This is a genomic window from Variovorax boronicumulans, assembly GCF_040544675.1.
GTDB lineage: Bacteria > Pseudomonadota > Gammaproteobacteria > Burkholderiales > Burkholderiaceae_C > Variovorax > Variovorax boronicumulans_D.
This window is the reverse complement of the sequence record NZ_JBEPKK010000010.1, coordinates 195,430-221,106: the sequence shown is the minus strand read 5'-3', so window position 1 is coordinate 221,106 and position 25,677 is coordinate 195,430. Positions and strand designations below refer to the sequence as shown.

The following is a 25,677-nucleotide window of genomic DNA, read 5'->3' as shown; positions in this document are numbered from 1 at the left end:
AGTTGATAAAGGGCCGTATGGTATTGCGGTATTGCCGCCGAACCGGGCATAAGCATCCAACCGACCCTTCTTTGGCGCGGGCCAGTGCCGCCCCGTACACTGCCTTTCGTTGACCGACTTGAGGAGAACTCACCCATGAAGAAGAACCGAATCCGCCCGGCGCTGTTCGCTGCCGCATCCGTCGTTGCGCTGGCCACCGCCGCGCCGGCCTTTGCAGGCAAGACGCTCGACGCGGTCAAGCAGCGCGGCACCGTCAAGTGCGGCGTGACCAACGGCGTGGCGGGCTTTTCCGCACCCGACACCCAGGGCAACTGGTCGGGCCTCGATGTAGACACCTGCCGCGCCATTGCGGCGGCCGTGCTCGGCGATGCCAAGAAGGTCGACTTCGTGCCCCTCAATTCGCAGCAGCGCTTCTCGGCATTGCAGGCCGGCGAAATCGACATCTTGGCGCGCAACACCACCTGGACGCTCACCCGCGACGCCTCGCTGGGCTTCAACTTCACCACCATCACCTACTACGACGGCCAGGGCTTCCTGGTGCCCAAGAAGCTCAAGGTGACCAGCGCCAAGCAGCTGAAGAACGCCACCATCTGCACGCAGTCGGGCACCACCAACGAGAAGAATGTCTCCGACTACTTCCGCGGCCTGAACATTCCGGTGAAGACGGTGGTCTTCGAGAGTTTCGAGGCATCGTTCAAGGCCTTCTTCTCGGGCCGCTGCCAGGCCTTCACCACCGACGCCTCGGCGCTGGCGGGTCTGCGCAACAAGGAAGCGCCGAACCCCGACGACTACCTCATCCTGCCCGAGCTGATCTCCAAGGAGCCGCTTGCGCCGCTGGTGCGCCGCGGCGACGACGAATGGTTCGCCATTGCCAAGTGGGTGCCCAACGCGCTCATCGAAGCCGAGGAATTCGGCGTCACGCAGGCCAATGCCGACGAGCTCAAGGCCAACAGCAAGGACCCGGCGCAACAACGCCTGGTCGGTACGGGCGAAGACCTCGGCAAGCTCCTGGGCCTCGACAAAGACTGGTCGTTCCGCGCCATCAAGGCCGTGGGCAACTACGGTGAAATGTTCGAGCGCAACGTCGGGCCCAAGTCGGTGCTCAAGCTGCCGCGCGGCTCGAACAACCTCTGGAGCAAGGGCGGCCTGATCTACGCACCACCGGTGCGATGAGCCCTGAGGGCGCCTCGCGCCGCGGCGCCTGGCTGGCCTGGGTGGTCCAGGCGCTGCTGGTGCTGGCCGTCGTGGCCGGCGCGTTCTGGGTGGTGCACCATGCGCTGGAAGTGCTTCGTGCACGCGGCGTGCGCTCGGGCTTCGACTTTCTCACCGAGCCCGCGGGCTTCTCGATCAGCGAGGGCTGGCTCGATTTCGACGCCAGCCAGCCGTTCTGGCGCGCCTTTCTGGCGGGGCTGATCAACACGGTGCGGGCGGCGGTGCCGGCGGCGATTTTCGCGGTCGTGCTCGGCACCTTGATCGGCATCGGCCGGCTTGCGCCGCATGTGCTGCTGCGCGGCATCTGCACAGCGTATGTGGAGCTGCTGCGCAACGTGCCGCTGCTGGTGCAACTGCTGATGCTGGCCTTCGCAATGGCCAACCTGTTGCCCGATCCCACCGAGCCGGTGCGCTTGCTGCCCGGCGTTTGGCTCAGCAAGGGCGGGCTCAGCGTGCCCTGGCCGGCGGCGGGCGAGGGCGGCTGGTGGCCAACGCACTTCGAATGGCCGGAGCGCGGCGACTTCGGCGTGAACGGCGGCGCGGCGCTGAGTCCAGAGTACGTGACCATCGTCGCAGGCCTGAGCTTCTATTCCGCCTCGTTCGTCGCGGAGATCGTGCGCGCCGGCATTCTGTCGGTCTCGCAAGGGCAGGTGCTGGCGGGGCAGGCGCTGGGCCTGTCGCCCGTGCAGCAGTTGCGCATCGTCATCCTGCCGCAGGCGCTGCGGGTGATCGTGCCTTCGCTCACCAACCAGTTGCTGAGCCTCACCAAGAATTCGTCGCTCGCCGTGGCCGTGGGCTATCCGGAACTGGTGTCGGTCGCCAACACCACCATCGGCTCGAACGGCCGGGCCTTCGAGTGCATCGCGATCATCATGGCGATCTACCTGATGCTGTCGCTCCTGATCTCCTTCGGCATGAACCGCTACAACGCGCGCGTCGCCTTGCGGGGGTGGCGATGAGGAACGTCGCGCAAGGCCCGATCGCATGGCGCAGCGAACTCTGGGGTTCGCCCTTGCGTGCGCTCGCGACGATGGCGCTGATCGCGCTGCTCGCCTGGATCGGATTTCACATCGTCGACTGGGCCGTGGTGCACGCGGTGTTCCGGCCCGATGCGGACGCTTGCCGCGCGGTCAAGCACGGCGCGTGCTGGGGTGTGGTGGCCGAGAAGTGGCGCCCGATGTTGTTCGGCCGCTTTCCCTACGAAGAGCAATGGCGCCCGGCCATCGCGGTGGTCGTGCTGTCGGCCGTGACCGTGCTGAGCGCCTGGCCGCGTACCTGGCGCTGGTGGCTGCTGCCGCTGTGGGTGGCGGCGTTGTTGCTGTTCGTGCTGCTGATGCGCGGCGGCGTGCTGGGCCTGAGCCCTGTGCCGACCAGCCGCTGGGGCGGGCTGCCGCTCACCATCGGCCTGGCGGTCGTGGGACTGGCGCTGGCCTTTCCGCTCGCGTTGCTGCTCGCCCTGGGTCGCCGTTCGGGCTGGCCCGTGGTGCGCACGCTGAGCGCGAGCTACATCGAGCTGGTGCGCGGGGTGCCGCTGATCTCGGTGCTGTTCATGGCGTCGTTCCTGCTGCCGCTGCTGTGGCCTGCGGGTTGGCAGCCCGATGTGCTGGTGCGCGTGCTCGCGGGCCTCACGCTGTTCGTTGCCGCTTATCTGGCCGAGATCATCCGCGGCGGCCTGCAGGCGGTGCCGCGTGGGCAGACCGAGGTGGCGATGGCGCTGGGCTTCGGACGCTGGCCGGTGCAGCGCGACATCGTGCTGCCGCAGGCCCTGCGTCTGGTGGTGCCGGCGCTGACCAACAGCGTGGTCGGCACGCTGAAAGACACCTCGCTGGTCACCGTGGTCGGCCTGTTCGAGCTGACCGGTGCGCTGGGCCTTGCGCTGGGCGGCGACCCCGTCTGGCGGCCGTTCTACCTGGAGGGCTACCTGTTCATTGCCGCGATCTACTGGCTGCTGTGCTTCGGGCTCTCTCGCTACAGCGTGTGGCTGGAGCGCAGGCTGGCGAGCGCGCCGACCTGAGCGAGCGGCACGACTTCAGGGCTTCGGCCGCGGCACCAGTTCGGGAAAACCGGTCGCCGGATCGTGCGCACGGGCGAAGCGCCATTCGGGCAGCCAGGCGATCAGGATTTCGGCGGTGGTGCGCACGATGCAGCCAGGAGCGACATGGCCGCCGCGCACTTGCCCCGCACTGTCCGACACGCTGATATGCAGATGAGCGCCATCCGGCGAGAGCGTGCCGGACAGCGTGAGGATTTCAAGATCGCCTTCCAGCGTGGTCGCGGTTTCGGCACCCGCGTATCGGATGCGCGCACCGCTCAGGCTGCCGATGCCCGACACCACGAAGGCCGCTTCGGCCCCGCGCTGCGCGAGCAGCGCATCGAGCGCGGCGCGCAGGTCGTCGCCCGGGTTCAGGCGCAGCGCGTGGGCTTCCATGGCCTGAGTTCTTGCCTCAATCGGCCGACAGCGCCTTGTCCACCAGCTGCTGCGCCTCTTCGAGAATGCGCCCCAGGTGCTCCGCGCCCTTGAAGCTCTCGCCGTAGATCTTGTAGATGTTCTCCGTGCCCGAGGGCCGCGCCGCGAACCAGCCGTTCTCCGTCACCACCTTCACGCCGCCGATGGCCGCGCCATTGCCCGGTGCATGGCTCAGCACGGCCTGAATCTTGTCGCCCGCCAGCTCGGTCGAACTGACCTGCTGCGGCGACAGGTTCGAGAGTTTTTTCTTCTGCTCGACGGTGGCCGCCGCGTCCACGCGGTCGGACACCGGCTGCCCCAGCGCCTGCGTCAGTTCCGCATAGCGCTCGCCCGGGTCGCGCCCGGTGCGCGCGGCGATCTCTGCCGAGAGCAGGGCGGGGACCATGCCGTCCTTGTCGGTGGTCCACACCGAGCCGTCGTGGCGCAGAAAGGTCGCGCCTGCGCTCTCTTCGCCGCCGAAGCCCAGCGACCCATCGACGAGGCCGTCGACAAACCACTTGAAGCCGACCGGCACTTCGTAGAGCTTGCGGCCGAGCTTTGCCGTGACGCGGTCGATCATCTGGCTGCTCACCACCGTCTTGCCGACGGCCGCACCCGCCGGCCATTGCGGGCGGTGCGCGTAGAGGTAGTCGATCATCACCGCGAGGTAGCTGTTCGGCTGCATCAGCCCCGCGCTGCGCGTGACCACGCCGTGGCGGTCGTGGTCGGTGTCGCAGGCAAAGGCGATGCCGAAGCGGTCCTTCAGCGCGATCAGCTGGTGCATCGCATCGGGTGAGGACGGGTCCATGCGGATGCGGCCGTCCCAGTCGAGCGACATGAAGCGGAAGGTGGGGTCCACCTCCTGTCTCAGCACGTTCAGGCGCTGGAGCTTGTAGCGCTCGGCAATGGCCGGCCAGTAGTGCACGCCGGCGCCGCCGAGCGGATCGACGCCGAGGTCGATCTGCACGCCGCGGATCGCGTCCATGTCGAGCACCTGCGCGAGGTCTTCGACGTAGGTGTGGAGGTAGTCGTGCCGGTGCGTGGTCGAAGCCTTCAGCGCCTGCGCGAGCGGCATGCGCTTTACGCCTTCGAGCTTGTTCGCCAGCATCTCGTTGGCGGCGGCTTCGACGGCGGAGGTGATGTCGGTGCCGGCGGGCCCGCCGTTCGGTGGGTTGTACTTGAAGCCGCCGCTCTCGGGCGGGTTGTGCGAGGGCGTGATGACGATGCCGTCGGCCAGCCCCGTGGTGCGTCCGCGGTTGTAGACCAGGATCGCATGCGACACAGCGGGCGTTGGCGTGTACTCGTCGTCTTTCGAGAGCATCAGCTCGACGCCGTTGGCCGCCAGCACTTCGACAGCGCTGCTGAAGGCGGGCGTGGAAAGGGCGTGCGTGTCGATGCCCAGGAACAGCGGGCCGTCGATGCCCTTTTGCTTGCGGTAGTCGCAGATCGCCTGGCTGATCGCCAGCACATGCCATTCGTTGAATGCGTCGTCGAACGACGAGCCGCGGTGGCCCGAGGTGCCGAAGGCCACACGCTGCGCGGGCACGGAAGGATCGGGCCGGCCGGTGTAGTACGCCGAGATCAGGCGCGGCACGTTCACCAGCAGGTCGAATGGCGCGGGTTGGCCCGCGAGGGGATTCGTTTTTTGACTCATTTTTGGGGTGCCCAGTCGTCGATTTGAAGGAGGTCGCCGATGCGTTCGATGGTGATGTCGGCGGGCGCGTAGGCGGCGATGGCCTGCGCATCGAGCGCGTAGTGGCCTTGCCGCACGAAGACGGTGGTGAGCTTCTCTCCCCAGATCGCCTTCATGGCGGAGAGCAGGCGCAGCTTGTCGTCCACCATCACATAGTGCGCCGCGGGGTGGCATTCCTCGATGGTGTCGAGCATCTGCTCCTTGTGCACATAGATCAGCACACGGCCTTCGACGGCGTCCCACAGGCCCGAGCGCTGCACCTTGCGCGGCTGGAACACCACGTCGCCGTCGGACAGGATCACCGTGGGGCCATGCCGCCGCAGATGCTTCAGCGCATCGAGTGCGCCGGGGTACAGCCGGTCTGCAAAGGGGTAGTCGATGAGAAAACCCGACATCAAGAGCAGCCGCGAATCGCTCATGCCACGCTGGCTTTCCTCGGCCCGGTAGCGCTGCAATGCGCCGAGGTAGTCGACGTAACCGAGCTCGGTGCGCAGCGTCTCGAAGGCGGCCCAGTAGCGGTCGGCGCTCTCGGCGCCGAAGGCCTGTTCGAGGTGGGCGCGCAGGTCGGCGGTGACGCGGTCGTTGTCGAGCAGGGTGTTGTCGACGTCGATAAGAAAAACGGTATCGGGGCGCTGTGTCATGGAGGAGGCGCCCTTCGGGCTTGAACTGCATGCATCGCTTTCAGCATACGCCAATGAAAAGAAGGCACTGATACGACGATGAATTGGTTGATGCTTTGTCTTCGGTCGCTTTGACACATATGCCGCATGCGGTTTTTGGCGACTAAGCTTCAGCCCAGTTTCAAGGAGCAAGAAAGATGCGCATGACGATTGGTCGAAGCTGGCTGTGCCTGTCGGCACTGGCCCTGTTGCTGGCGGGCTGCGAGTCCCAACCGAAGGACCGGCCGCTGACGTCCGAGGTGCCCGAGCCGCCGAGCTTTGCGCCGCCGCCCGAAACCTGCCAAGCCGCTGCCGCCCGCTTCGGGCTCGGGTTGCAGGCCACCCAGGCGCTGCTGCAGGAAATGATGCAACGCGCGGGCGCCAAGACAGGCCGCACGGTGCCGGCGACGGAAACCGCGAGTCCGCAGCAGGATCCCGCGCGGCTCAACCTGCAGGTAGAACCCACCGGGCGCATCGTCGGCGCCTATTGCGGGTAGCGAGCCGGCGGGGCCAGCTGTGGCTGTGGGTCAGGGCGCCGACGCCAGGGCTTCCATCAGTTCGGTCTCGATGGCCAGCTGCGTCTTCTGGCCCTGAAGCTCGGGGCCGCTGATGAGGAAGGTGTCTTCCACCCGCTCGCCCAGGGTCGTGACCTTGGCGAGCTGCAGATTGAGGTGATGGCGCGCAAGCACGCGCGCCACCGAATACAGCAGCCCGGCCCGGTCGCTGGCCGAGATGTTGAGCAGCCAGCGCTGCGCCTTGTCGTCCGGCAGGAGGCTGATGCGCGGCTTGATCGGAAAGCTGCGCACCCGGCGCGACACCCGGCCCATGCTTGGCGCGGGCAGGGGGCCGGCCTCGGTGAGTGTCTGCGCGAGGCCCGACTCCACCATGCTGATCAGGTCGCGGTAGTGGTCCGGCACGAAGGTGGTCACGATCTGGAAGGTGTCCAGCGCATAGCCGTTGCTGGTGGTGTGCACCTTGGCGTCCAGGATGCTGAACGACGACTGGTCGAAGTAGCCGCAGATGCGCGCGAACAGATCGGGCTGGTCGGGCGTGTAGACCACCACCTGCAGGCCTTCGCCCACCGGCGACAGGTGCGCGCGCACGATGGGCGGGGCCTTGGGATCGACGGGCACCTTCGCGGGCGGCACGAAGCGGGAGAGCTGCATGGCGTGCCAAGCGATTTCGGTGGCGTCGTGGCGCATGAAGTAGCCGACGTCCAGCGTGTCCCACAAGGCCTTGTGGGCTTCGAAGCGCTGCGCGTGCAGGGCCAGTTGCACCAGCGCCTCGCGTTTGCGCGATTCGACCTCCGCGTCGGGGTCGGGCATGCGGCCGCCGAGCGCGCGCAGCGTGTAGCGGTACAGGTCTTCGAGCAGCTTGCCTTTCCAGGCATTCCACACGCGCGGCGAGGTGCCGCGGATGTCGGCGATGGTCAGCAGGTACAGGGCCGTGAGGTAGCGCTCGTTGCCCACGCGCTTGGCGAAGGCGCCGATCACCTCGGGGTCGCTCAGGTCCTGCTTTTGCGCCACCTGGCTCATCACCAGGTGCTCGGCGACCAGGAACTCGATGAGCTTCGAATCCTCCCGCTCGATGCCGTGCTGCTTGCAGAAGCGCTGCACGTCGCGCGCGCCCAGCGTGGAGTGGTCGCCGCCGCGGCCCTTGGCGATGTCGTGGAAGAGCGCCGCCACGTAAAGAATCCAGGGCTTGTCCCAGCCCGCGGCGAGCTGCGAACAGAACGGGTACTCGTGCGCATGCTCGGCAATGAAGAAGCGCCGTACGTTGCGCAGCACCATCAGGATGTGCTGGTCCACCGTGTACACATGGAACAGGTCGTGCTGCATCTGCCCCACGATGCTGCGGAACACGCGCAGGTACCGCCCCAGCACCGAGGTCTGGTTCATCAGCCTGAAGGCATGCGTGATGCCGTAGGGCTGCAACAGGATCCGCATGAAGGTCTGGTGGTTGACCGGGTCGTTGCGGAACTTGCTGTCCATGACGTGGCGCGCGTTGTAGAGCGCACGCAGCGTGCGCGCCGACAGGCCGTTCACGCCGATGGTCTTCTGGTACAGCAGGAAGGTTTCGAGCACCGCATGCGGCTCGCGCTCGTAGAGGTCGTCGCTGGCGATCTCGATCAGCCCGGCGCGCTCGTAGAAGCGCTCGTTGATCGGCGTGGGCTGCTCGTCGATGGGCTGCAGCCGCTCCGCAATGTTGAGCAGCAGGATCTGGTTGAGCTGCGACACCGCCTTGGCCGCCCAGTAGTAGCGCCGCATCAGCGCCTCGCTGGCCTTGCGCTGCCCGCCGTCGATCGTGCTCTGGTAGCCGAAGCTCGCGGCCACGGCAGTCTGCAGGTCGAACACCAGGCGGTCTTCGCGCCGGTTGGCAATCACGTGCAGGCGGGCGCGAATGAGCGAAAGCAGCGCCTCGTTGCGCTTGATCTGCTGCGCCTCGAAGGAGGTGGCCAGGCCGTTTCGGGCCAGGTCGTCCCAGCGGCTGCCGTAGCCGGCGGCCTTGGTCATCCACAGGATGGTCTGCAGGTCGCGCAGGCCGCCTGGCGACTCCTTGCAATTGGGTTCGAGCGCGTAGGGCGTGTTGTCGAACTTCTGGTGGCGGTGCCGCATTTCCTGCGACTTGGCCACGAAAAAAGCCTGCGGGTCGACGGCCCGGGTAAAGCGCTGGCGAAAGCCGGCAAAGAGCTTCTTGTCGCCCGCGATCAGGCGCGCTTCGAGCAGCGAGGTCTGGACGGTGACGTCTTTCTCGGCCTCGGCCAGGCACTCGTCGACGGTGCGCACGCTGGAGCCGATTTCAAGGCCCGCGTCCCAGCAATGCCCGATGAAGGCTTCGATGCGGGCCGGATCGATCTCGCTCTCGTGGCCTTCGGGCGGCAGAAGCAGCAGCACGTCGACATCGGAATACGGAAACAGCTCGCCGCGCCCGAAGCCGCCCACTGCGGCCAGCGCCAGCGAGTCGCCGAAATCGGCGTCCCGCCAGAGCGCGCAGAGCGTCTGGTCGGCCAGCGCCGAGAGCTGGCGCAGCACCGTGTGCACGCTGCGGGTGGGGGCGCGCGCAAAGCGCAGGGTGTCGAAGAGGGCGAGCTTCTTCGCGCGATAGGCTTCGCGCAGCGTTGCCACGTCGATCTTGGCTGCTTCGATCACGGCCGGGGGCGCTCGGGGCGCGTCAGGTCTTGGTCGAGGTGACGAAGGAGGGCAGCGGCGGGCTGCCTTCCGACAGGGTCAGGACTTCGTAGCCGGTTTCGGTGACCAGCACCGTGTGCTCCCACTGGGCCGACAGCGAATGGTCGCGGGTGACGATGGTCCAGCCGTCGTACTGGCCGCCCTTGAAGTCTTCCTTCACGTCGCGCTTGCCGGCGTTGATCATCGGCTCGATGGTGAAGATCATGCCGGGCTTGAGTTCTTCCATGGTGCCCGGCCGGCCGTAGTGCAGCACCTGCGGCTCTTCGTGAAAGCGCTGGCCCACGCCATGGCCGCAGAACTCGCGCACGATCGAGAAGCCCTGGCCCTCGGCGAATTTCTGGATCGCATGGCCCACGTCGCCCAGGTGCCCACCCGGGCGCACCTGCAGGATGCCGTGCCACATGGCCTCGTAGGTGACGCTGCACAGCCGCTTGGCGGCGATGGACGCGTCGCCGATCACGAACATGCGGCTGTTGTCGCCGAACCAGCCGTCCTTGATGACGGTGACGTCGACGTTCATGATGTCGCCCTTCTTCAAGGGCTTGTCATTGGGGATGCCGTGGCACACCACATGGTTCACCGAGGTGCACAGCGACTTCGGAAAAGGCACGCTGCTGGCGCCCATGTAGCCCACCGTGGCCGAGGTGGTGCCCTGCTTGACCATGTATTCGGCGGCGAGCCGGTCCACGTCGTTGGTCGTGATGCCGGGCTTGATGAAGGGCGTGAGGTAGTCCAGCACCTCGGACCCGAGGCGGCAGGCGACGCGCATGGCTTCGATGCCTGCAGCGTCTTTGTAGGTAATGCTCATGCCCGGAATTATCCCATCGCAGAACGAATTTGCCCCCAACGCGGGACACTCCGTGTTCCCGCTGCCCCCCGAGGGGGACGGCCAACTTGGGGCGGCCCGGCGTTGGCCTAAAATCCCCGGCTCACGCGGATGGCCCCAGTCAGCGGCCATCCGCCTCGATTCCTTGATTCCCAACGCGGCCCCCGAGGCCCCCATCGACCGTGACGCAGCCCGCACCTCAAGCCCTTCCCGTCGTAACCCTGTTCGAGGGCGGCAGCGCGCTCAGCGACTTCCGCGCGCGGCAACTGCTGCCGAAGCTGCAGGCCATCGAGCCGCGCATCGAGGGCATTTCGGCCCGTTTCGTTCATCTGGTGGTCACCGATGCGGCGCTGAGCCCGGCAGACCATGAGCGTTTCGCCGCGCTGCTGACCTACGGCGAGCCCTTCGAGGCGCCGGCCAAGGCGGGCACCTCGGTGGTTGTCACGCCGCGCCTGGGCACCGTGTCGCCCTGGGCTTCCAAGGCCACCGACATCGCCCACAACTGCGGCCTGGCGCTGCGCCGCGTCGAACGCGTCACGCAATACCACCTGAAGCTCAAGGCGCCGCTGATCGGCAAGGCCCCGGTGCTCGAAGGCGATGCGCTCGCCGCCGTGGCCGGCTCGCTGCACGACCGCATGACCGAATCGGTGCTGGCCGCCGTCGAGCAGGCGGCCAGCCTGTTCAGCGAACTGCCGGCCCAGCCGATGGCGCAGGTCGACGTGCAAACCGGCGGCCGCGAGGCCCTGGTGGCGGCCAACACCGGTTTCGGCCTGGCGCTGGCCGAGGACGAGATCGACTACCTCGTCGAAGCCTTCACGCGCCTCGGCCGAAACCCCAGCGACGTCGAACTGATGATGTTCGCGCAGGCCAACAGCGAGCACTGCCGCCACAAGATCTTCAACGCCCAGTTCACCATCGACGGCAAGGCGCAGCCCCAGAGCCTGTTCTCGATGATCCGCCACACCGAAAAGCAGAACCCGCAGCACACGGTGGTCGCCTATGCGGACAACGCCTCGGTGATGGAAGGCGCGACCATCGAGCGCTTCATTCCGGTCGAAGGCACGCAGAGCTATCAAAAAGAGAGCGCGCTGAGCCACGTGCTGATGAAGGTCGAGACGCACAACCACCCGACCGCGATTTCGCCGTTTCCGGGCGCATCGACCGGTGCGGGCGGCGAAATCCGCGACGAAGGCGCCACCGGGCGCGGCTCCAGGCCCAAGGCGGGCCTGACCGGCTTCACCGTGTCGAAGCTGTGGCCGGAAGACGGCCACTACGGCAAGCCCGAGCACATCGCCAGCCCCTTGCAGATCATGACCGAGGGCCCGCTGGGCGGCGCCGCGTTCAACAACGAATTCGGCCGGCCCAACCTGCTGGGCTACTTCCGCGAATACGAACAGGCCATCGCGAGCGACCTCGACACCGTGCAGCGCGGCTATCACAAGCCCATCATGATCGCGGGCGGCCTCGGCAGCATCGATGCCACGCAGACCAAGAAGATCCTGTTCCCAGCCGGCTCGCTGCTGATCCAGCTCGGCGGCCCCGGCATGCGCATCGGCATGGGCGGAAGCGCCGCGAGTTCGATGGCCACCGGCGCCAACGCGGCCGAGCTCGACTTCGACTCGGTGCAGCGCGGCAACCCCGAAATCGAGCGCCGTGCGCAGGAGGTCATCAACCACTGCTGGCAGCAGGGCGCCAACAACCCGATCCTGGCGATCCACGACGTCGGCGCGGGTGGCCTCAGCAACGCCTTTCCCGAGCTGACGAATGACGCTGGCCGCGGCGCGCGCTTCGACCTGCGCGCCGTGCCGCTCGAAGAGTCGGGCATGGCGCCCAAGGAAATCTGGTGCAACGAGAGCCAGGAACGCTACGTGCTGGCCATCGCGCCCGAATCGCTGGAACAGTTCAAGGCCTTCTGCGAGCGCGAGCGCTGCCCGTTCTCGGTGGTCGGCGTGGCGACCGAAGAGCGCCAGCTGCTGGTGGCCGACGAAGGCGCCGCAGTGCAGCCAGTCGACATGCCCATGGACGTGCTGCTCGGCAAGCCGCCCAAGATGCATCGCGACGTCAAGACCGTCGTCCGCAGCTTCAAGCCGCTCGACCTCACAGGCGTCGATCTGCAGAAGGCGGCCATCGACGTGCTCGCGCATCCGACGGTGGCTTCCAAACGCTTCCTGATCACCATTGGCGACCGCACCGTGGGCGGCCTGAGCCACCGCGACCAGATGGTCGGCCCGTGGCAGGTGCCGGTGGCCGATTGCGCCGTGACGCTCGCCGACTACAAGGGGTTTGCCGGCGAGGCGATGAGCATGGGCGAGCGCACGCCGCTGGCCGCGCTCGACGCGCCTGCGTCGGGCCGCATGGCCGTGGCCGAGGCCATCACCAACCTGCTGGCCGCACCGATCGAACTCTCGCGCGTCAAGCTGTCCGCCAACTGGATGGCTGCCTGCGGCGAACCCGGTGAAGACGCCGCGCTGTACGAAACCGTCAAGGCCGTGGGCCTGGAACTGTGCCCGGCGCTGGGCGTGTCGATTCCGGTCGGCAAGGATTCGCTGTCGATGCGCACGCAGTGGAAGGACGGCGACGAAGCCAAGAAGGTGACATCGCCAGTCAGCCTGATCGTGACCGCCTTCGCGTCGCTGGCCGATGTGCGCGGCACGCTCACGCCACAACTGGATGCCACGGAAGACGACACCACGCTCGTGCTGATCGACCTCGGCCGCGGCCAGCACCGCATGGCCGGCAGCATCCTCTCGCAGACGCTCGGCCAGAGCGGCGACACCGTGCCCGACCTGGACGACCCCGCGCAGCTCGTCGCGCTGGTCAACGCGGTGAACGCCCTGCGCGCCGACGGCAAGATCCTCGCGATGCACGACCGCAGCGATGGCGGCCTGTTCGCCACCGCCTGCGAAATGGCCTTTGCCGGCCATGTCGGCGTGGCGCTCAACGTCGACATGCTGGTCACCGAAGGCGACGGCATTTCCGACAGCCGCATGGAAACCGGCGACGCCAAGAACTGGGCGCAGCAGGTGAGCGCGCGCCGCGAAGAACTCACGCTCAAGGCGCTGTTCAACGAAGAGCTCGGCATGCTGCTGCAGGTGCACACGGCCGAGCGCAACGATGTGATGCAGGTGCTGCGCGCCCACGGCCTCAGCGCGCACAGCCATTTCGTCGGCAAGACCCGGCCGGCCAGCTCGGCCATGGATGCGGGCAAGGGCAAGCTCGAAGTCTGGCGCGATGCCAAGTCGGTGTTCAGCGCGAGCCTGCACGACCTGCACCAGGTCTGGGACTCGGTCAGCTGGAAGATCGCCCGTGAGCGCGACAACCCAGCGTGTGCCGATGCCGAGCACGCCGCGGCCGGCGAGCCTTCGGACCCCGGCATGCATGTGTTCCTGCCGAACGCACAGCCTGCGGCGCCCGCCATCCTGCAATCGCGCCCCAAGGTCGCGATCCTGCGGGAGCAGGGCGTCAACTCGCATGTCGAGATGGCCTACGCCTTCACCGAGGCCGGCTTCGAGGCCTACGACGTCCACATGACCGACCTGCAGACGGGCAGGGCGGACCTCGCCAACTTCAAGGGCGTGGTCGCCTGCGGCGGCTTCAGCTACGGCGACACGCTGGGCGCGGGCATCGGCTGGGCGCGCAGCATCACTTTCAACCCGAAGCTGGCCGAGCAGTTCAAGGCCTTCTTCGGCCGTGAAGACACCTTTGGCCTCGGCGTGTGCAACGGCTGCCAGATGTTCGCCGAGCTGGCCGACATCATCCCGGGCGCCGAAGCCTGGCCGCGCTTCACCACCAACCAGAGCGAGCGCTTCGAAGGGCGCCTGTCGATGGTCGAAGTGCTCGAATCGCCGAGCCTCTTCTTCGCGGGCATGGCCGGCAGCCGGCTGCCGATCGCCGTGGCGCACGGCGAGGGCTACGCCAACTTCAAGCACCGCGGCGATGCGGCCAAGGCCATCGCGGCGATGCGCTTCGTGGACAACCACGGCAAGGCCACCGAGCAGTACCCGTTCAACCCGAACGGCAGCGCCGGCGGACTGACCTCGGTGACCACGCCGGACGGCCGCTTCACCGCCGTGATGCCGCACCCGGAGCGCGTGTTCCGCAACATCCAGATGAGCTGGACACCGGGCGACCGCAGCGAACTGAGCCCGTGGATGCAGATCTGGCGCAACGCGCGCAAGTGGGTGGGTTGATCGCCTGAGGGCTGCTGCTGCGCCCATGAAAAAACGGCCCGCGGGCCGTTTTTTTATGGGAGAGAGAAGACCGAGGCTTACTCGACCTTGGCCTTCGCGCGCAATTCTTCCTGGTACTTCTGCAGCCGCTGCTGCTGCAGCTGCTGCGTCACTTGAGGCTTCACTTCTTCCAGCTTCGGCAGTTGCGCCTGGCGGATGTCGTCCACGCGGATGATGTGATAGCCGAACTGCGTCTTGATGGGAGCCGGGGTGGTCTCGCCCTTCTTGAGCTTGATCATCGCTTCCGAGAACTCGGGCACGAAGCTCGCGGGGTTGGCCCAGTCGAGGTCGCCGCCGTTGGCGCCCGAACCCGGGTCCTTGCTCTGCTTCTTGGCGATGTCTTCGAACTTGGCACCCTTCTTCAGGTCGGCCATGATCTTCTTGGCCTGGTCTTCGGTTTCGACCAGGATGTGGCGGGCCTTGTATTCCTTGCCGCCGTTGGCCGCGACGAACTTGTCGTACTCGGCCTTCACGTCGGCGTCGGAAACCGGGTTGGTCTTGCGGTAGTTGTCGAACAGCGCGCGGATCAGGATGGCCTGGCGGGCGAGTTCGAGCTGGTTCTTGTAGTCGTCATTGGCATCCAGGCCCTGCTTTTGCGCTTCCTGCATGAACACTTCGCGCGCGACGACTTCCTCGCGCAGCTGGCTCTGCATCTCGGGCGTCACCGGGCGGCCCGCGGCTGCCAGCTGTTGCGCCAGGACGTCCATGCGGGCCTTGGGCACCGGCTTGCCGTTCACGATGGCTGCGTTCTGCGCCAGTGCCGACATGGGAATGGCACCGATCAGCGCTGCGGCCGCAACGGCCTGCAAGATGTGTTTTTTCATGGAATGAATATCAGGCTGGAGAGGAAATGCGCTTGTAGGAAAGGGCGCGTGAAAGAAAGCGGAGAGGGGCGACAAAAAGGGGGAGAAAGAGGGCTGATGAGGCATCACGGCGAAGGCCGTCTGCATATCCGATGCAACCCGTCGTGCAACCGATTGACGACTCAGAGCACCTCGATGGCAATGGCGTGCAGCCCCTGTGCGATAAAAACGTGGAGGGCATCATACACAAGCCGATGCCGCGCCACGCGGGGCTTTCCGTCGAACTGCGGGGAGGCGATGCGCACCCGGAAATGGGTGCCGTAGCCCTCGGCGTTGGCGCCCGCGTGGCCTGCGTGCGGGGCGCTTTCGTCGATCACTTCGAGCCGCGTGGGTGCCAGCGCCTCGCGCAGCGCGCTCTCGAGCGCGGCCACGGTCGGCAGGGGAATGGTGGTGCTGCCCGTCGTCATGCGGTCGGCTTGTCTTCTTTGAGGTACGGCGCGATGTACAGGCCCTGCGCCACCAGGAAGACGATCGGGAACGCGTAGCCCCAGAGCTTGAAGTTGACCCAGGCTTCGGTGGTGAAGTACGCCGCCACGTAGCCGTTGATGAGCGCCATGAAGATGCAATAGCCGATCCACGCCACGTTCAGCCGGGACCAGATGCGTTCGGGCAACTCGAGCTGCTGCCCGAGCAGCATCTTCAAAAAGTTCTTCTTCAGCGCCCAGAGCGCCACCGCCAGCGCAAACGCCATCGCGCCGTAGAGCACCGTGGGCTTCCACTTGATGAAGCGGTCGTCGTGCAGCACCAGCGTGAGCGTGCCGAACAAAAGGATCAGCACCAGCGTGGCCTTCTGCATTGCCTGCAGCTTGCGTTCCATTGCATAGATGACGGCCATCTGCACCACGGTGGCGGCCATCAGCACGCCGGTGGCGGTGTAGATGTCGGCGAGCTTGTAGGCGCCGAAGAACAGCAGGATCGGGAAGAAATCGAGGAGCAGTTTCATTTTTTCTGGAAGTCGAGCGACGCCGAGTTCATGCAGTAGCGCAGGCCGGTCTCGGTGGGGCCGTCGGGAAACACGTGGCCCAGGTGGGCGCCGCAATTGGCGCAGACATTCTCGGTGCGCACCATGCCGTGCGAGCGGTCGACGATGTTCCGGATGGCGCCGGGCACGGCTTCTTCCGAGAAGCTGGGCCAGCCGCAGCCGGCGTCGAACTTGGTGCCCGACTCGAAAAGCTTCGCGCCGCAGCACACGCAGTGGTACGTGCCGTCGTCCCAGTGGGCTTCGTATTTGCCGGTGAAGGGGCGTTCGGTGGCCGCGTGGCGGGTCACCTCGAAGGCGGCGGGTTCCGCGCCTTTTTCAGCGAGCAGGGCTTTCCATTCGGCATCGGTTTTTTCAACGGGAGTGGTCATGATGAGCAGCTGATTTCAATCGTGGAGGCCCAGTCGGGCGGGAAGCCGGCATACGCATCGGCGCCGGGATGTTCTTCAAATGGGGTTTCCAGCAGGGTCAGCAAGGTTGCCACACCCGAGAAGTCTTTTTGCGCAGCCGATTCGATGGCTTGCTGGCCCAGGTGGTTCCGCAACACGAACTTGGGGTTGAACTTCAGCATCGTCGCGGCGGCTTCCGCTCTCGCGCCCTGCGCGTGGCGCTCTGAAAAAGATAGCAGCCAGGCATCGAAGCCGGCGCGGTCCAGGAAGAGGTCGCGCACCGGCTCTGCATTGCCGTCGGCCATGCAGTGCGAGAGGCGGCGCCAGAAGATGGTGTAGTCGACCTTGCCGGCGGCCAGCAGCTTGAGCACGCCTTCGATCAGCGCGCGGTCGCTTTCAGCCGCATCGGCAAGGCCCAGCTTTTCGCGCATGCGGGCCTCGAATTGATTCGGGAACACCGTCTTGTACGACTCCAGCGCGGCCACGGCGACTTCCTGGTCGCCGATCCGCGGCAGCAGCGCCTGGGCCAGGCAGAACAGATTCCAGTACGCCACGTTGGGCTGCTGGTTGAAGGCGTAGCGTCCCTGGGTGTCGCTGTGGTTGCAGATGTGGCGCGGATCGAAGCCATCGAGGAACTGGAACGGCCCGTAGTCGATGGTGAGCCCGAGGATGCTCATGTTGTCGGTGTTCATCACCCCATGGCAGAAGCCCACGGCTTGCCAGCGGGCGAGGAGGGCGGCCGTGCGCTCGCTCACGGCTTCCAGGAACGCCGCGTAGGCGTTGCCGTTGAAGCGCTCGGTGGTGCGGCAGGCGGGGTAGTAGCGGTCGATGACGTAGTCGGCCAGGGCGCGTAGCTCGTCTTCGCGCTGGTTGGCCGCAAAGTGCTCGAAGTGGCCGAAGCGGATGAAGCTGGGCGCCACGCGGGTCACGACCGCTGCGCTTTCGGGTTCTTCGCGGAACACGCGGGCGTCGGAGCCGGTCACGCAGAGCGCGCGGGTGGTCGGGATGCCGAGGCCGTGCATGGCCTCGCTGCAGAGGAACTCGCGGATGCTGGAGCGCAGCACCGCGCGGCCGTCGCCGCCGCGCGAGTAGGGCGTGCGGCCCGCGCCCTTGAACTGCACTTCGAGCCCGCCGTCGGTTTCGCCGAGCATGATGGCCCGCCCGTCGCCGAGCTGGCCGGCCCACACGCCGAACTGGTGGCCGCTGTAGACGGTGGCAAAAGGCTGCGTTCCAGCGACAGGCAGGCTGCCGGTCAGGGCCGCCAGCGTGGTGGCCGATTGCCGCCAATCCGGCGGCAATCCCAGCTCGCGCGCCACCGATTCGCTGTGGCCCACCCAGTACGGGTCGGGCAGCGGCGTCGGCCGCAGGTGGGTCAGAAAGGCGGGTCCCAGGGTAGAAAAGCCGGGTTTCCAGCGCAATCCCAGGTCCGCGACGTCCGTGTCTTCAGCAAGCAGGCTCATGCCCGGATTGTCCGGCACCGGGCGTAACCCCTTGCCGCGCGGGCCATCGCGCCGGGCTCAGTGGGCCAGCGCCGGCGTGTCCCAGGTTCCCCAGATCCGCGCCCGGTACTGCGCCGGCGGCAGGCCGAACCAGCGCTTGCAGGCCCTGAAGAAATTGCTGCTGTCGACGAAGCCCAGCATGTCCGCCACGTCGGTGAGCGTGTGGCGGTCTTCCGCCAGGTATTGCTGCGCGAGCTCGCGGCGGGTGCGGTCCAGGAGCGACTGGAAAGACTCCGACTCCTCCTGCAGCCGTCGCTGCAGCGTGCGCTCGGCCAGGCCCAGGCCCGCGGCCACGTCCTGCCGGCGCGGCTCGCCCTGCGGCAGCCGGCGTGCGATTTCGGCGCACACCAGCGTGCTGGTGGTGGTCTGGCCCAGCAGGTTGAGCTGGTCGTCCAGCAGATGCTCCTGCATCTCGCCCAGGGTCGGGTGGAAGGTGGGCAGCGGCATCGTCATGTCGGCGGCCGACAGCAGGAGGCGGTTGGCCGGCGCGTTGTAGCGGATCGCGCAGCCGAAGGCCGCGCGGTGCAGCCGGTCATCGGCCGGCGGCGGGTAGACGAACTCCATGGCCAGCGGCTGCAACTCGCGCCGGGTGAGCCACTGGCACTGCATGAACACGGTCAGGAGGGCGTATTCGACGCGCTGGCGCGGAATCGGCAGGCTGCCGCCGGTGTGCGCCATCACCATCCAGCAGCCCCGGGCGTCGGGTTGCATCGAGAAGGCGGTCGCGTCCGAGATCACGGCCATGTAGCGCGTGAGCCGCGTGAGCGCCGCGCCCAGATCGGCGCTGCAGGACATGGCGTGTCCGACCGTGCCCAGCTTGCTGTGCGTGGCGGCCAGGTCGCGGTCCAGGCCCAGCGTGGACTTGCCGGCGCGTGCCACCGCAAGCTGCCAGAGCACGGAAATTTCGTCGACGGGTACGCGCGCGTTCTGCCGGTGCAGGGAATCGGGATCGAAGCCGGCTTCGCGCAGCAGCGAAGGCACGTCCAGCCCTTCGGCCTCGAACATCGAAAGCACGCCTTCGAGCCAGGCCGCCGAGCTGGTCCGCAGCTCCGGCTGCTGTGCGCAGCCCGCCCGACGTTGCGGCCGGCGCTGTGAATGCTGCTGCATGGAGGCTCCTGAAGTCATTGAATTGGCGCGCTTGCGATAGCGGGGGAAACGCGGTCCGTTCCTAGAATTTTTTGGCGGGTTCGGCCGGCCGGAGTATGGGCACCGGACACCGATGCAGGAATTCCGATTAACCCGGTGTGGAGACAAATAATGAACACAGCAGAGACAACGGACAACCAAGGCGCGCCCAGGCCAACCGCAAAGACCATGGCAGGCGCCATGGTGGTGACGGCCTGCCTTGCGCTCGGCGCTTGCGGCGGGGGCTCTGGCTCCGGCTATTCCTTCACACCGATCGTCCCGCCCACGACGCCGCCCGCGGCGGAGCCCCCACCGCCCGCCGACGGCCCCATGGTCCGCCAGACCACCGCCGGCAAGATCGAAGGCGTGGACGACAGCGCCAAGACCGGCACCTGGTTCTGGAAGGGCGTTCCGTTCGCCCAGCCGCCGGTCGGCGCATTGCGCTGGCGCGCGCCGGTCGAGCCCGCAGCCTGGAGCGGCATCCGCCCGGCCACGACCTTCGGCAACGCCTGCCTGCAGATCGGCCGGCTTTTCAGCCCCGGAACCAGCAACACCTACGACGCCACCATCGGCACCAACCTGGGCAAGCCGGTCGGCAGCGAAGACTGCCTGTTCGTCAATATCTGGCGCCCGGCCACGACGGAGACGAACCTGCCGGTGCTGCTGTTCGTGCACGGCGGCAGCAACATCTCGGGCTACACGGCCGACCCGCTGTACGACGGCGCCACGCTGGCCAGGAAGGCCAATGCCGTGGTCATCACCGCGAGCTATCGCCTGGGCATCCTGGGCTTCCTGAACGTGCCGCAGATCCGGCCGGGCGGCACCGCGGGCGACGATTCGGGCAACTTTGCGCTGCTCGACAACATGGCGGCGCTGCGCTTCATCCAGGGCAACGTCGCCAACTTCGGCGGCGACCCCGGCAACGTGACGCTGTCGGGCGAGTCGGCCGGCGCCACCAACCTGCTGGCGGTGATGACCTCGCCGATGGCCAAGGGGCTGTTTCACAAGGCATTTGAAATGAGCGGCGGGATTTCGCTCGCCAGCAATCTGCCGCCGCTCACGCTGCCGACGCTGTCGCCCGCATCGGCTTCGCTCGCGCAGGGCCAGGCCATCCTGGAGAAACTTCTCATCGCCGACGGGACCGTGGCCGATTCCGCCGCCGCCAAGGTCTACATCGCCGCGCGCACGCCGCAGCAGATTGCCGATTACCTGCGCGCCCAGGAGGGCGGGGCGCTGCTGACCGCGGTCACCGCCGCCGGGCTGGGCGCCGTTGCGCCCATTCCCGACGGCACGGTGCTGCCGGTCGATCCGATCGGCGCCATCGCGGCCGACAACTACGTCAAGGTGCCCATGCTCGCCGGCAACACGCGCGACGAGGGCAAGCTCTTCGCGTCGCTGCTGCAGAACATCGGCTTTCCGAAGCCGGGCTGGATCGTCACCGACGCCCAGCGCTTTTCGATGATGTTCAACTTCGACCCCGATGCCGCCCCCACGCTCACGGTCAACGACATCATCGATCCGTCCTACCTCCCGGTAGACAAGCCGGGTGTCAGCTACAACGCGGCGACCGACACCATCACGCAGGGCCTGTTCGGCGCCAGCCGCGACAACCTGCTCAACACCATGAAGACGCGCCAGTCCAACATCTGGCACTACCGCCTCGACTGGTCGCAGGAGGCGGCGCCGTGGAACGAGGTGTACGGCGCCTCGCACGCCTTCGACCTGCCCTTCGTGTTCGGCAACTTCGAAGGCTCGCTGCTGAGCAAGGTGATGGGCGGCAAGGCCAGCCAGCCGGGGCGCATCGCGCTGTCCAACGCCATGATCGCGAGCGTGGGCGCCTTCATGCGCAAGGGCGATCCCAACACGCCCGAGCTGGGCGCAACCTGGGGAACCTGGCCCTCGCAGATGCTGCTCGACGCCACGCCCACGGCGGCCAGCATCACGCCCGTCGTCGCGCCTTGAAGAGCCGCTTCGTTCAATCCGGCAGTGCGGGTTTGTGTCATTGTGGAAGTGGCCGAAGCTTGCGTGAATCCGTTGTTCGCCAAGCTTTCATGAAGTCACTTTTTCAGGAGTCCGTAGATGCTGGGTTTGATGCAAGACCAACCGCTTTTGATCTCGTCGCTGATCGAGTTCGTCGAACGCCACAACGGCGACGGCGAGATCGTCTCGCGCCGGGTCGAGGGCGACATTCACCGCACCACATGGGGCGGCATCGCATCGCGTGCCCGGCAGGTGGCCAACGCGCTGGACGGCGAGCAACTGCTCTTCAGCGACCGCATCGCCACCCTGGCCTGGAACGGCTACCGCCACCTGGAGCTGTACTACGGCGTGAGCGGCAGCGGCCGCGTGCTGCACACCATCAACCCGCGGCTGCACCCCGACCAGATCGCCTGGATCGCCAACCACGCCGAAGACCAGATCCTGTGCTTCGACCTGAGCTTCCTGCCGCTGGTGCAGGCGGTGCATGCCAGGTGCCCCACGGTGCGCAAGTGGATTGCGCTGTGCGATGCCGACAAGCTGCCGGCCGACAGCGGCGTGCCCAACCTGGTGAGCTACGAGGCCTGGATGGGCGCGCAGCCGTCCGACTACGACTGGCCGACCTTCGACGAGAACTCCGCGTCGAGCATGTGCTACACGAGCGGCACCACCGGCAACCCGAAGGCCGCGCTCTACAGCCACCGCTCGACCATGCTGCACGCCTATGCCGCGGCCTTGCCCGACGTGATGCGCCTGTCGGCGCGCGATTCGGTGCTGCCGGTGGTGCCCATGTTCCACGTCAACGCCTGGGGCATTCCGTATTCGGCGGCGCTGGTGGGCTGCAAGCTGGTGTTTCCCGGTCCGGCGCTGGACGGCAAGTCGGTGTTCGAGCTGATCGAGTCCGAAGGCGTGACCTTCGCGGCGGGCGTGCCCACCGTGTGGCAGATGATGCTGGGCCACATGCAGGCCGGCGAGCTCAAATTCAGCAAGCTCAACCGCACCGTCATCGGCGGCTCGGCCTGCCCGCCGGCCATGATCAAGGCCTTCCAGGAAAAGTACGACGTCGAGGTGCTGCATGCATGGGGCATGACCGAGATGAGCCCGCTGGGCACGCTGTGCACGCTCAAGAACAAGCATCTGTCGCTGCCGGCCGATGCGCAGTTGCAGATCCGCATGAAGCAGGGCCGGGCCATCTTCGGCGTCGACATGAAGATCGTCGACGGCGACGGCAACGAGCTGCCCTGGGACGGCAAGGCCTACGGCGACCTGCTGGTCAAGGGGCCCTGGATCGTCAAGGAGTACTTCAAGGGCGAGGGCGGCGATCCGCTCATTCCCGACGCGCAGGGCCGCGGCTGGTTCCCCACCGGCGACGTCGCCACCATCGACGCCGAGGGCTACCTGCAGATCACCGACCGCAGCAAGGACGTGATCAAGTCCGGCGGCGAGTGGATCAGCTCCATCGAAATCGAGAACATCGCCGTCGCACACCCGGCCGTGGCCATGGCCGCCTGCATCGGCGTGTTTCATCCCAAATGGGACGAGCGGCCGATCATCGCGGTCGTCAGGAAGCCGGGCGCCGAAGTCACGCGCGAGGAGCTCCTGAAGTTCTACGAGGGCAAGACCGCCAAATGGCAGGTTCCCGACGACGTGGTCTTCGTGGAGGCGATTCCGATCGGCGCCACCGGAAAGATCCTGAAGACCAAGCTGCGCGAGGTGCTCAAGGACTACAAGTTACCCACGCTCTGACCGCCCCGGGACACGCCCGCACTGTCGCGCATGCGATAGGAAGGCCGCCTCGGCGGTCTTCCTTCCGGGCAATCCCTGTGCGTGGAAAAAAGTAGCACTTGTACGCTGGCATCCGCCCGATACCGCCCTTTCAATCAGGAGACTCTTCATGCCATTTGTCCTCAAGTCAGTCGCTGCCTGTGCCATGTTGGTGGGCGCCGCCGGCGCCTTCGCCCAGAAGGGCGAGACGGTCAAGATCGCCTGGCTGGATCCGCTGTCGGGCCTGATGGCCGCGGTGGGCACGAACCAGCTCAAGACCACGCAGTTCCTGGCCGAGGAGTTCAACAAGAAGAATGCGTCGGGCGTGAAGTTCGAGATCATCGCGATCGACAACAAGCTGAGCCCGCAGGAAACCACCGCCGCGCTGCGCTCGGCGCAGGACCAGGGCGCGCGCTACATCACCCAGGGCAACGGCTCGGGCCCGGCGCTCGCAATCATCGACGCCATCGAGAAGAACAACGCGCGCAATCCCGGCAAGGAACTGCTCTACCTGAACTACGCGGCGGTGGACCCCGACCTGACCAATAGCAAGTGCAGCTACTGGCACTTTCGCCTGGACGCCGACACCTCCATGAAGATGGAAGCGCTGACCACCTGGATGAAAGACCAGGCGGACATCAAGAAGGTCTACATCCTCGGGCAGAACTACGCGCATGGCGTCCAGGTCAGCAAGTTCGCGAAGGACAACCTGAAGGTCAAGCGCCCCGACATCCAGATCGTGGGCGACGACCTGCACCCGCTTGCGCAGGTGCGCGACTTCGCACCGTACATCGCCAAGATCAAGGCCTCGGGCGCCGACACCGTCATCACCGGCAACTGGGGCTCCGACCTGTCGCTGCTCATCAAGGCGGCCAACGACTCCGGCCTGGACGTCAAGTTCCTCACCTACTACGCACCGGGCGCCGGCACGCCCACGGCCATGGGTGCCACCTCGGCGGGCAAGGTCTACACGGTGGCCTACGCGCACTACAACATGGGCGGCGAGATCCAGAGGCTGCTTGCCGGCTACAAGAAGAAGATGAACGACGACCTGACGCAGGCCTCGATCTTTCATACCTTCGCACTGCTCGACGCCGCCTTCGTGCAGGCCAAGTCGACCGACCCGGTCAAGGTGGCCGCGGCGCTCGAAGGCATGAAGATCAAGAGCTTCAACGGCGAGGTCGAGATGCGCAAGGCCGACCACCAGCTGCAGCAGGGCCTCTACATCTCGCGCTGGGAGAAGGCCAGCGCCAAGTACCCCTACGACGCCGAGAACACCGGCTACACGAACGTTCCCGTGAAGTACTACGAGTCGTATGTGGCGAGCACGCCGACGACCTGCCAGATGAAGCGCCCCTGAGGGTCTTTGTGAACGCATTTCCTACTCGCTGGTAGCAAAGGTCTACCGGCGGGTAGCAATTGGAGAAATGCGCTGTCGCCTGCGCGATAGAAACGGGCCTTTGCGGCCACCCCCTTACGGGCATTCCCTGAGGGTAGGGGCAGTGAACGCTTGTACGCTCGTGCAAGGCTTTTTGATTCGGTTTGACCAGGAGACATAGATCGTGAAGTTCGCTCTGAAAATCGCTACCGCAGCCATCCTTGCCGCGAGTGCCACCGGCGCTCTGGCCCAGAAGGGTGAAACCGTCAAGATCGCTTGGCTCGACCCGCTCTCGGGCCTGATGGCCGCGGTGGGCACCAACCAGCTCAAGACCTTCCAGTTTCTGGCCGAAGAGTTCAACAAGAAGAACGCGGCCGGCGTGAAGTTCGAGATCATCGGCATCGACAACAAGCTGAGCCCGCAGGAAACCACCAGCGCACTGCGCTCGGCCATGGACCAAGGCGCACGCTACGTGGTGCAGGGCAACGGCTCGGGTCCCGCGCTCGCCATCATCGATGCGCTCGAAAAGCACAACGCCCGCAACCCGGGCAAGGAAGTGCTCTACATCAACTACGCGGCGGTCGACCCCGACCTCACCAACAGCAAGTGCAGCTACTGGCACTTCCGCCTGGACGCCGACACCTCCATGAAGATGGAGGCGCTCACCACCTTCATGAAGGACCAGACCGACATCAAGAAGGTCTACCTGATCAACCAGAACTACTCGCACGGCCAGCAGGTGTCCAAGTTCGCCAAGGACAACCTCAAGACCAAGCGCCCCGACGTAGAGATCGTCGGCGACGACCTGCATCCGCTTGCGCAGGTGCGCGACTTCGCACCGTACATCGCCAAGATCAAGGCCTCGGGCGCCGACACCGTCATCACCGGCAACTGGGGCTCCGACCTGGCGCTGCTCATCAAGTCGTCCAACGACGCGGGTTTGAACGTCAAGTTCTACACCTACTACGCCGTGACCACCGGCACGCCGACCGCCATGGGCGCGGCCTCGGACGGCAAGGTCTACCAGGTGGGCTACAGCCACTACAACGCGCCGGGCCCGGTGCAGCCGCTGATGGGCGAGTTCAAGAAGCGCTTCAACGACGACATGTACACCACCGACATCTACACGGTGTACGCGATGCTCAGCGAAGCCTTCGTGCGCACCAAGTCGACCGAGCCGGTGAAGGTGGCGGCCGCGATGGAAGGCATGAAGTTCAAGAGCTTCAACGGCGACGTCGAGATGCGCAAGGCCGACCACCAGCTGCAGCAGGGCCTGTGGATCACGCGCTGGCAGAAGGCCGACGCCAAGAACCCGTACAGCCCGGAAAACACCGGCTACACGCTGGCTCCCGTGAAGTACTACGAGCCCTACGTCTCGAGCACCCCCACGACGTGCCAGATGAAGCGACCCGGCGGCGCGTCCTGATCGCAGCCGTCGCCTGACCGGTCG

20 protein-coding genes are annotated in these 25,677 nt (G+C 66.4%); 9 read left to right on the top strand and 11 right to left on the bottom strand.

From position 1 onward, the window contains the following. Positions 1-135: 135 nt before the first annotated feature. The 3 genes from ABIC90_RS18855 to ABIC90_RS18845 are packed head-to-tail and all read left to right on the top strand — an operon-like array spanning position 136 to position 3,226. Positions 136-1,173: an amino acid ABC transporter substrate-binding protein gene (locus tag ABIC90_RS18855; protein ID WP_354356658.1), complete on the top strand. Its 1,038-nt coding sequence runs from the start codon at positions 136-138 to the stop codon at positions 1,171-1,173. Next, positions 1,170-2,171 (top strand): amino acid ABC transporter permease, encoded by a 1,002-nt coding sequence (locus ABIC90_RS18850; RefSeq protein ID WP_354356656.1) that lies wholly within the window; start codon positions 1,170-1,172, stop codon positions 2,169-2,171. The genes ABIC90_RS18855 and ABIC90_RS18850 overlap by 4 nt, the downstream gene beginning before the upstream one ends. Next, complete coding sequence (locus tag ABIC90_RS18845; RefSeq protein ID WP_354356654.1) at positions 2,168-3,226, top strand: amino acid ABC transporter permease; 1,059 nt, start codon at positions 2,168-2,170, stop codon at positions 3,224-3,226. Before ABIC90_RS18850 ends, ABIC90_RS18845 begins: the two co-directional genes overlap by 4 nt. Positions 3,227-3,241: 15 nt before the next feature. On the opposite strand, the gene ABIC90_RS18840 is transcribed toward ABIC90_RS18845, so the two are convergent. From ABIC90_RS18840 to ABIC90_RS18830, 3 genes are read right to left on the bottom strand one after another with little or no spacing between them, the layout of a single operon-like run. Next, complete coding sequence (locus ABIC90_RS18840; protein WP_354356652.1) at positions 3,242-3,640, bottom strand: PPC domain-containing DNA-binding protein; 399 nt, start codon at positions 3,638-3,640, stop codon at positions 3,242-3,244. A gap of 16 nt (positions 3,641-3,656) precedes the next feature. After that, complete coding sequence (pgm, locus tag ABIC90_RS18835; protein WP_354356650.1) at positions 3,657-5,312, bottom strand: phosphoglucomutase (alpha-D-glucose-1,6-bisphosphate-dependent); 1,656 nt, start codon at positions 5,310-5,312, stop codon at positions 3,657-3,659. After that, positions 5,309-5,992, bottom strand: a complete 684-nt coding sequence (locus ABIC90_RS18830; protein WP_354356648.1) for an HAD family hydrolase — start codon at positions 5,990-5,992, stop codon at positions 5,309-5,311. Before ABIC90_RS18830 ends, pgm begins: the two co-directional genes overlap by 4 nt. A 182-nt stretch (positions 5,993-6,174) precedes the next feature. Here ABIC90_RS18830 and ABIC90_RS18825 point away from each other — a divergent pair, with 182 nt between their 5' ends. Beyond that, positions 6,175-6,507, top strand: coding sequence for a hypothetical protein (locus ABIC90_RS18825; protein WP_354356646.1), 333 nt, complete (start codon positions 6,175-6,177; stop codon positions 6,505-6,507). 30 nt (positions 6,508-6,537) lie between these two features. On the opposite strand, the gene ABIC90_RS18820 is transcribed toward ABIC90_RS18825, so the two are convergent. Further along, positions 6,538-9,159, bottom strand: coding sequence for a [protein-PII] uridylyltransferase (locus ABIC90_RS18820; RefSeq protein WP_354356644.1), 2,622 nt, complete (start codon positions 9,157-9,159; stop codon positions 6,538-6,540). 22 nt (positions 9,160-9,181) lie between these two features. Continuing rightward, positions 9,182-10,006: a type I methionyl aminopeptidase gene (map, locus tag ABIC90_RS18815; RefSeq protein WP_354356642.1), complete on the bottom strand. Its 825-nt coding sequence runs from the start codon at positions 10,004-10,006 to the stop codon at positions 9,182-9,184. Positions 10,007-10,206: 200 nt separating this feature from the next. On the opposite strand from map, the gene purL reads away from it, so the two are divergent. After that, complete coding sequence (gene purL / locus ABIC90_RS18810) at positions 10,207-14,214, top strand: phosphoribosylformylglycinamidine synthase (protein WP_354356640.1); 4,008 nt, start codon at positions 10,207-10,209, stop codon at positions 14,212-14,214. 77 nt (positions 14,215-14,291) lie between these two features. Here purL and ABIC90_RS18805 read toward each other — a convergent pair whose 3' ends face one another. The 6 genes from ABIC90_RS18805 to ABIC90_RS18780 all read right to left on the bottom strand — a co-directional run bounded on the left by ABIC90_RS18805 (position 14,292) and on the right by ABIC90_RS18780 (position 19,090). After that, positions 14,292-15,077, bottom strand: coding sequence for a peptidylprolyl isomerase (locus ABIC90_RS18805; protein ID WP_354356638.1), 786 nt, complete (start codon positions 15,075-15,077; stop codon positions 14,292-14,294). A gap of 161 nt (positions 15,078-15,238) precedes the next feature. Further along, positions 15,239-15,523, bottom strand: a complete 285-nt coding sequence (locus tag ABIC90_RS18800; RefSeq protein WP_354356636.1) for a BolA family protein — start codon at positions 15,521-15,523, stop codon at positions 15,239-15,241. Then, a complete protein-coding gene (locus tag ABIC90_RS18795) occupies positions 15,520-16,059 on the bottom strand; it encodes a septation protein A (RefSeq protein WP_354356634.1) in 540 nt (179 codons plus the stop codon). The genes ABIC90_RS18800 and ABIC90_RS18795 overlap by 4 nt, the downstream gene beginning before the upstream one ends. Continuing rightward, a complete protein-coding gene (gene msrB, locus ABIC90_RS18790) occupies positions 16,056-16,466 on the bottom strand; it encodes a peptide-methionine (R)-S-oxide reductase MsrB (RefSeq protein ID WP_198788542.1) in 411 nt (136 codons plus the stop codon). The genes ABIC90_RS18795 and msrB overlap by 4 nt, the downstream gene beginning before the upstream one ends. Beyond that, complete coding sequence (locus tag ABIC90_RS18785; protein ID WP_354356632.1) at positions 16,463-17,944, bottom strand: protein adenylyltransferase SelO; 1,482 nt, start codon at positions 17,942-17,944, stop codon at positions 16,463-16,465. The genes msrB and ABIC90_RS18785 overlap by 4 nt, the downstream gene beginning before the upstream one ends. A 57-nt stretch (positions 17,945-18,001) precedes the next feature. Continuing rightward, a complete protein-coding gene (locus ABIC90_RS18780; protein ID WP_354356630.1) occupies positions 18,002-19,090 on the bottom strand; it encodes an AraC family transcriptional regulator in 1,089 nt (362 codons plus the stop codon). 207 nt (positions 19,091-19,297) lie between these two features. Here ABIC90_RS18780 and ABIC90_RS18775 point away from each other — a divergent pair, with 207 nt between their 5' ends. From ABIC90_RS18775 to ABIC90_RS18760, 4 genes are all read left to right on the top strand, one after another. Continuing rightward, entirely contained in the window at positions 19,298-21,070 is a 1,773-nt protein-coding gene (locus tag ABIC90_RS18775) for a carboxylesterase/lipase family protein (RefSeq protein WP_354356628.1), read from the top strand. A 117-nt stretch (positions 21,071-21,187) separates the two neighbouring features. Then, positions 21,188-22,831 (top strand): 3-(methylthio)propionyl-CoA ligase, encoded by a 1,644-nt coding sequence (locus tag ABIC90_RS18770; protein ID WP_354356626.1) that lies wholly within the window; start codon positions 21,188-21,190, stop codon positions 22,829-22,831. Between the two features lie 148 nt (positions 22,832-22,979). Then, a complete protein-coding gene (locus ABIC90_RS18765; RefSeq protein ID WP_354356624.1) occupies positions 22,980-24,209 on the top strand; it encodes a branched-chain amino acid ABC transporter substrate-binding protein in 1,230 nt (409 codons plus the stop codon). A 202-nt stretch (positions 24,210-24,411) separates the two neighbouring features. Then, positions 24,412-25,653, top strand: coding sequence for a branched-chain amino acid ABC transporter substrate-binding protein (locus ABIC90_RS18760; protein ID WP_354356622.1), 1,242 nt, complete (start codon positions 24,412-24,414; stop codon positions 25,651-25,653). The last annotated feature ends 24 nt before the right edge of the window (positions 25,654-25,677 follow it).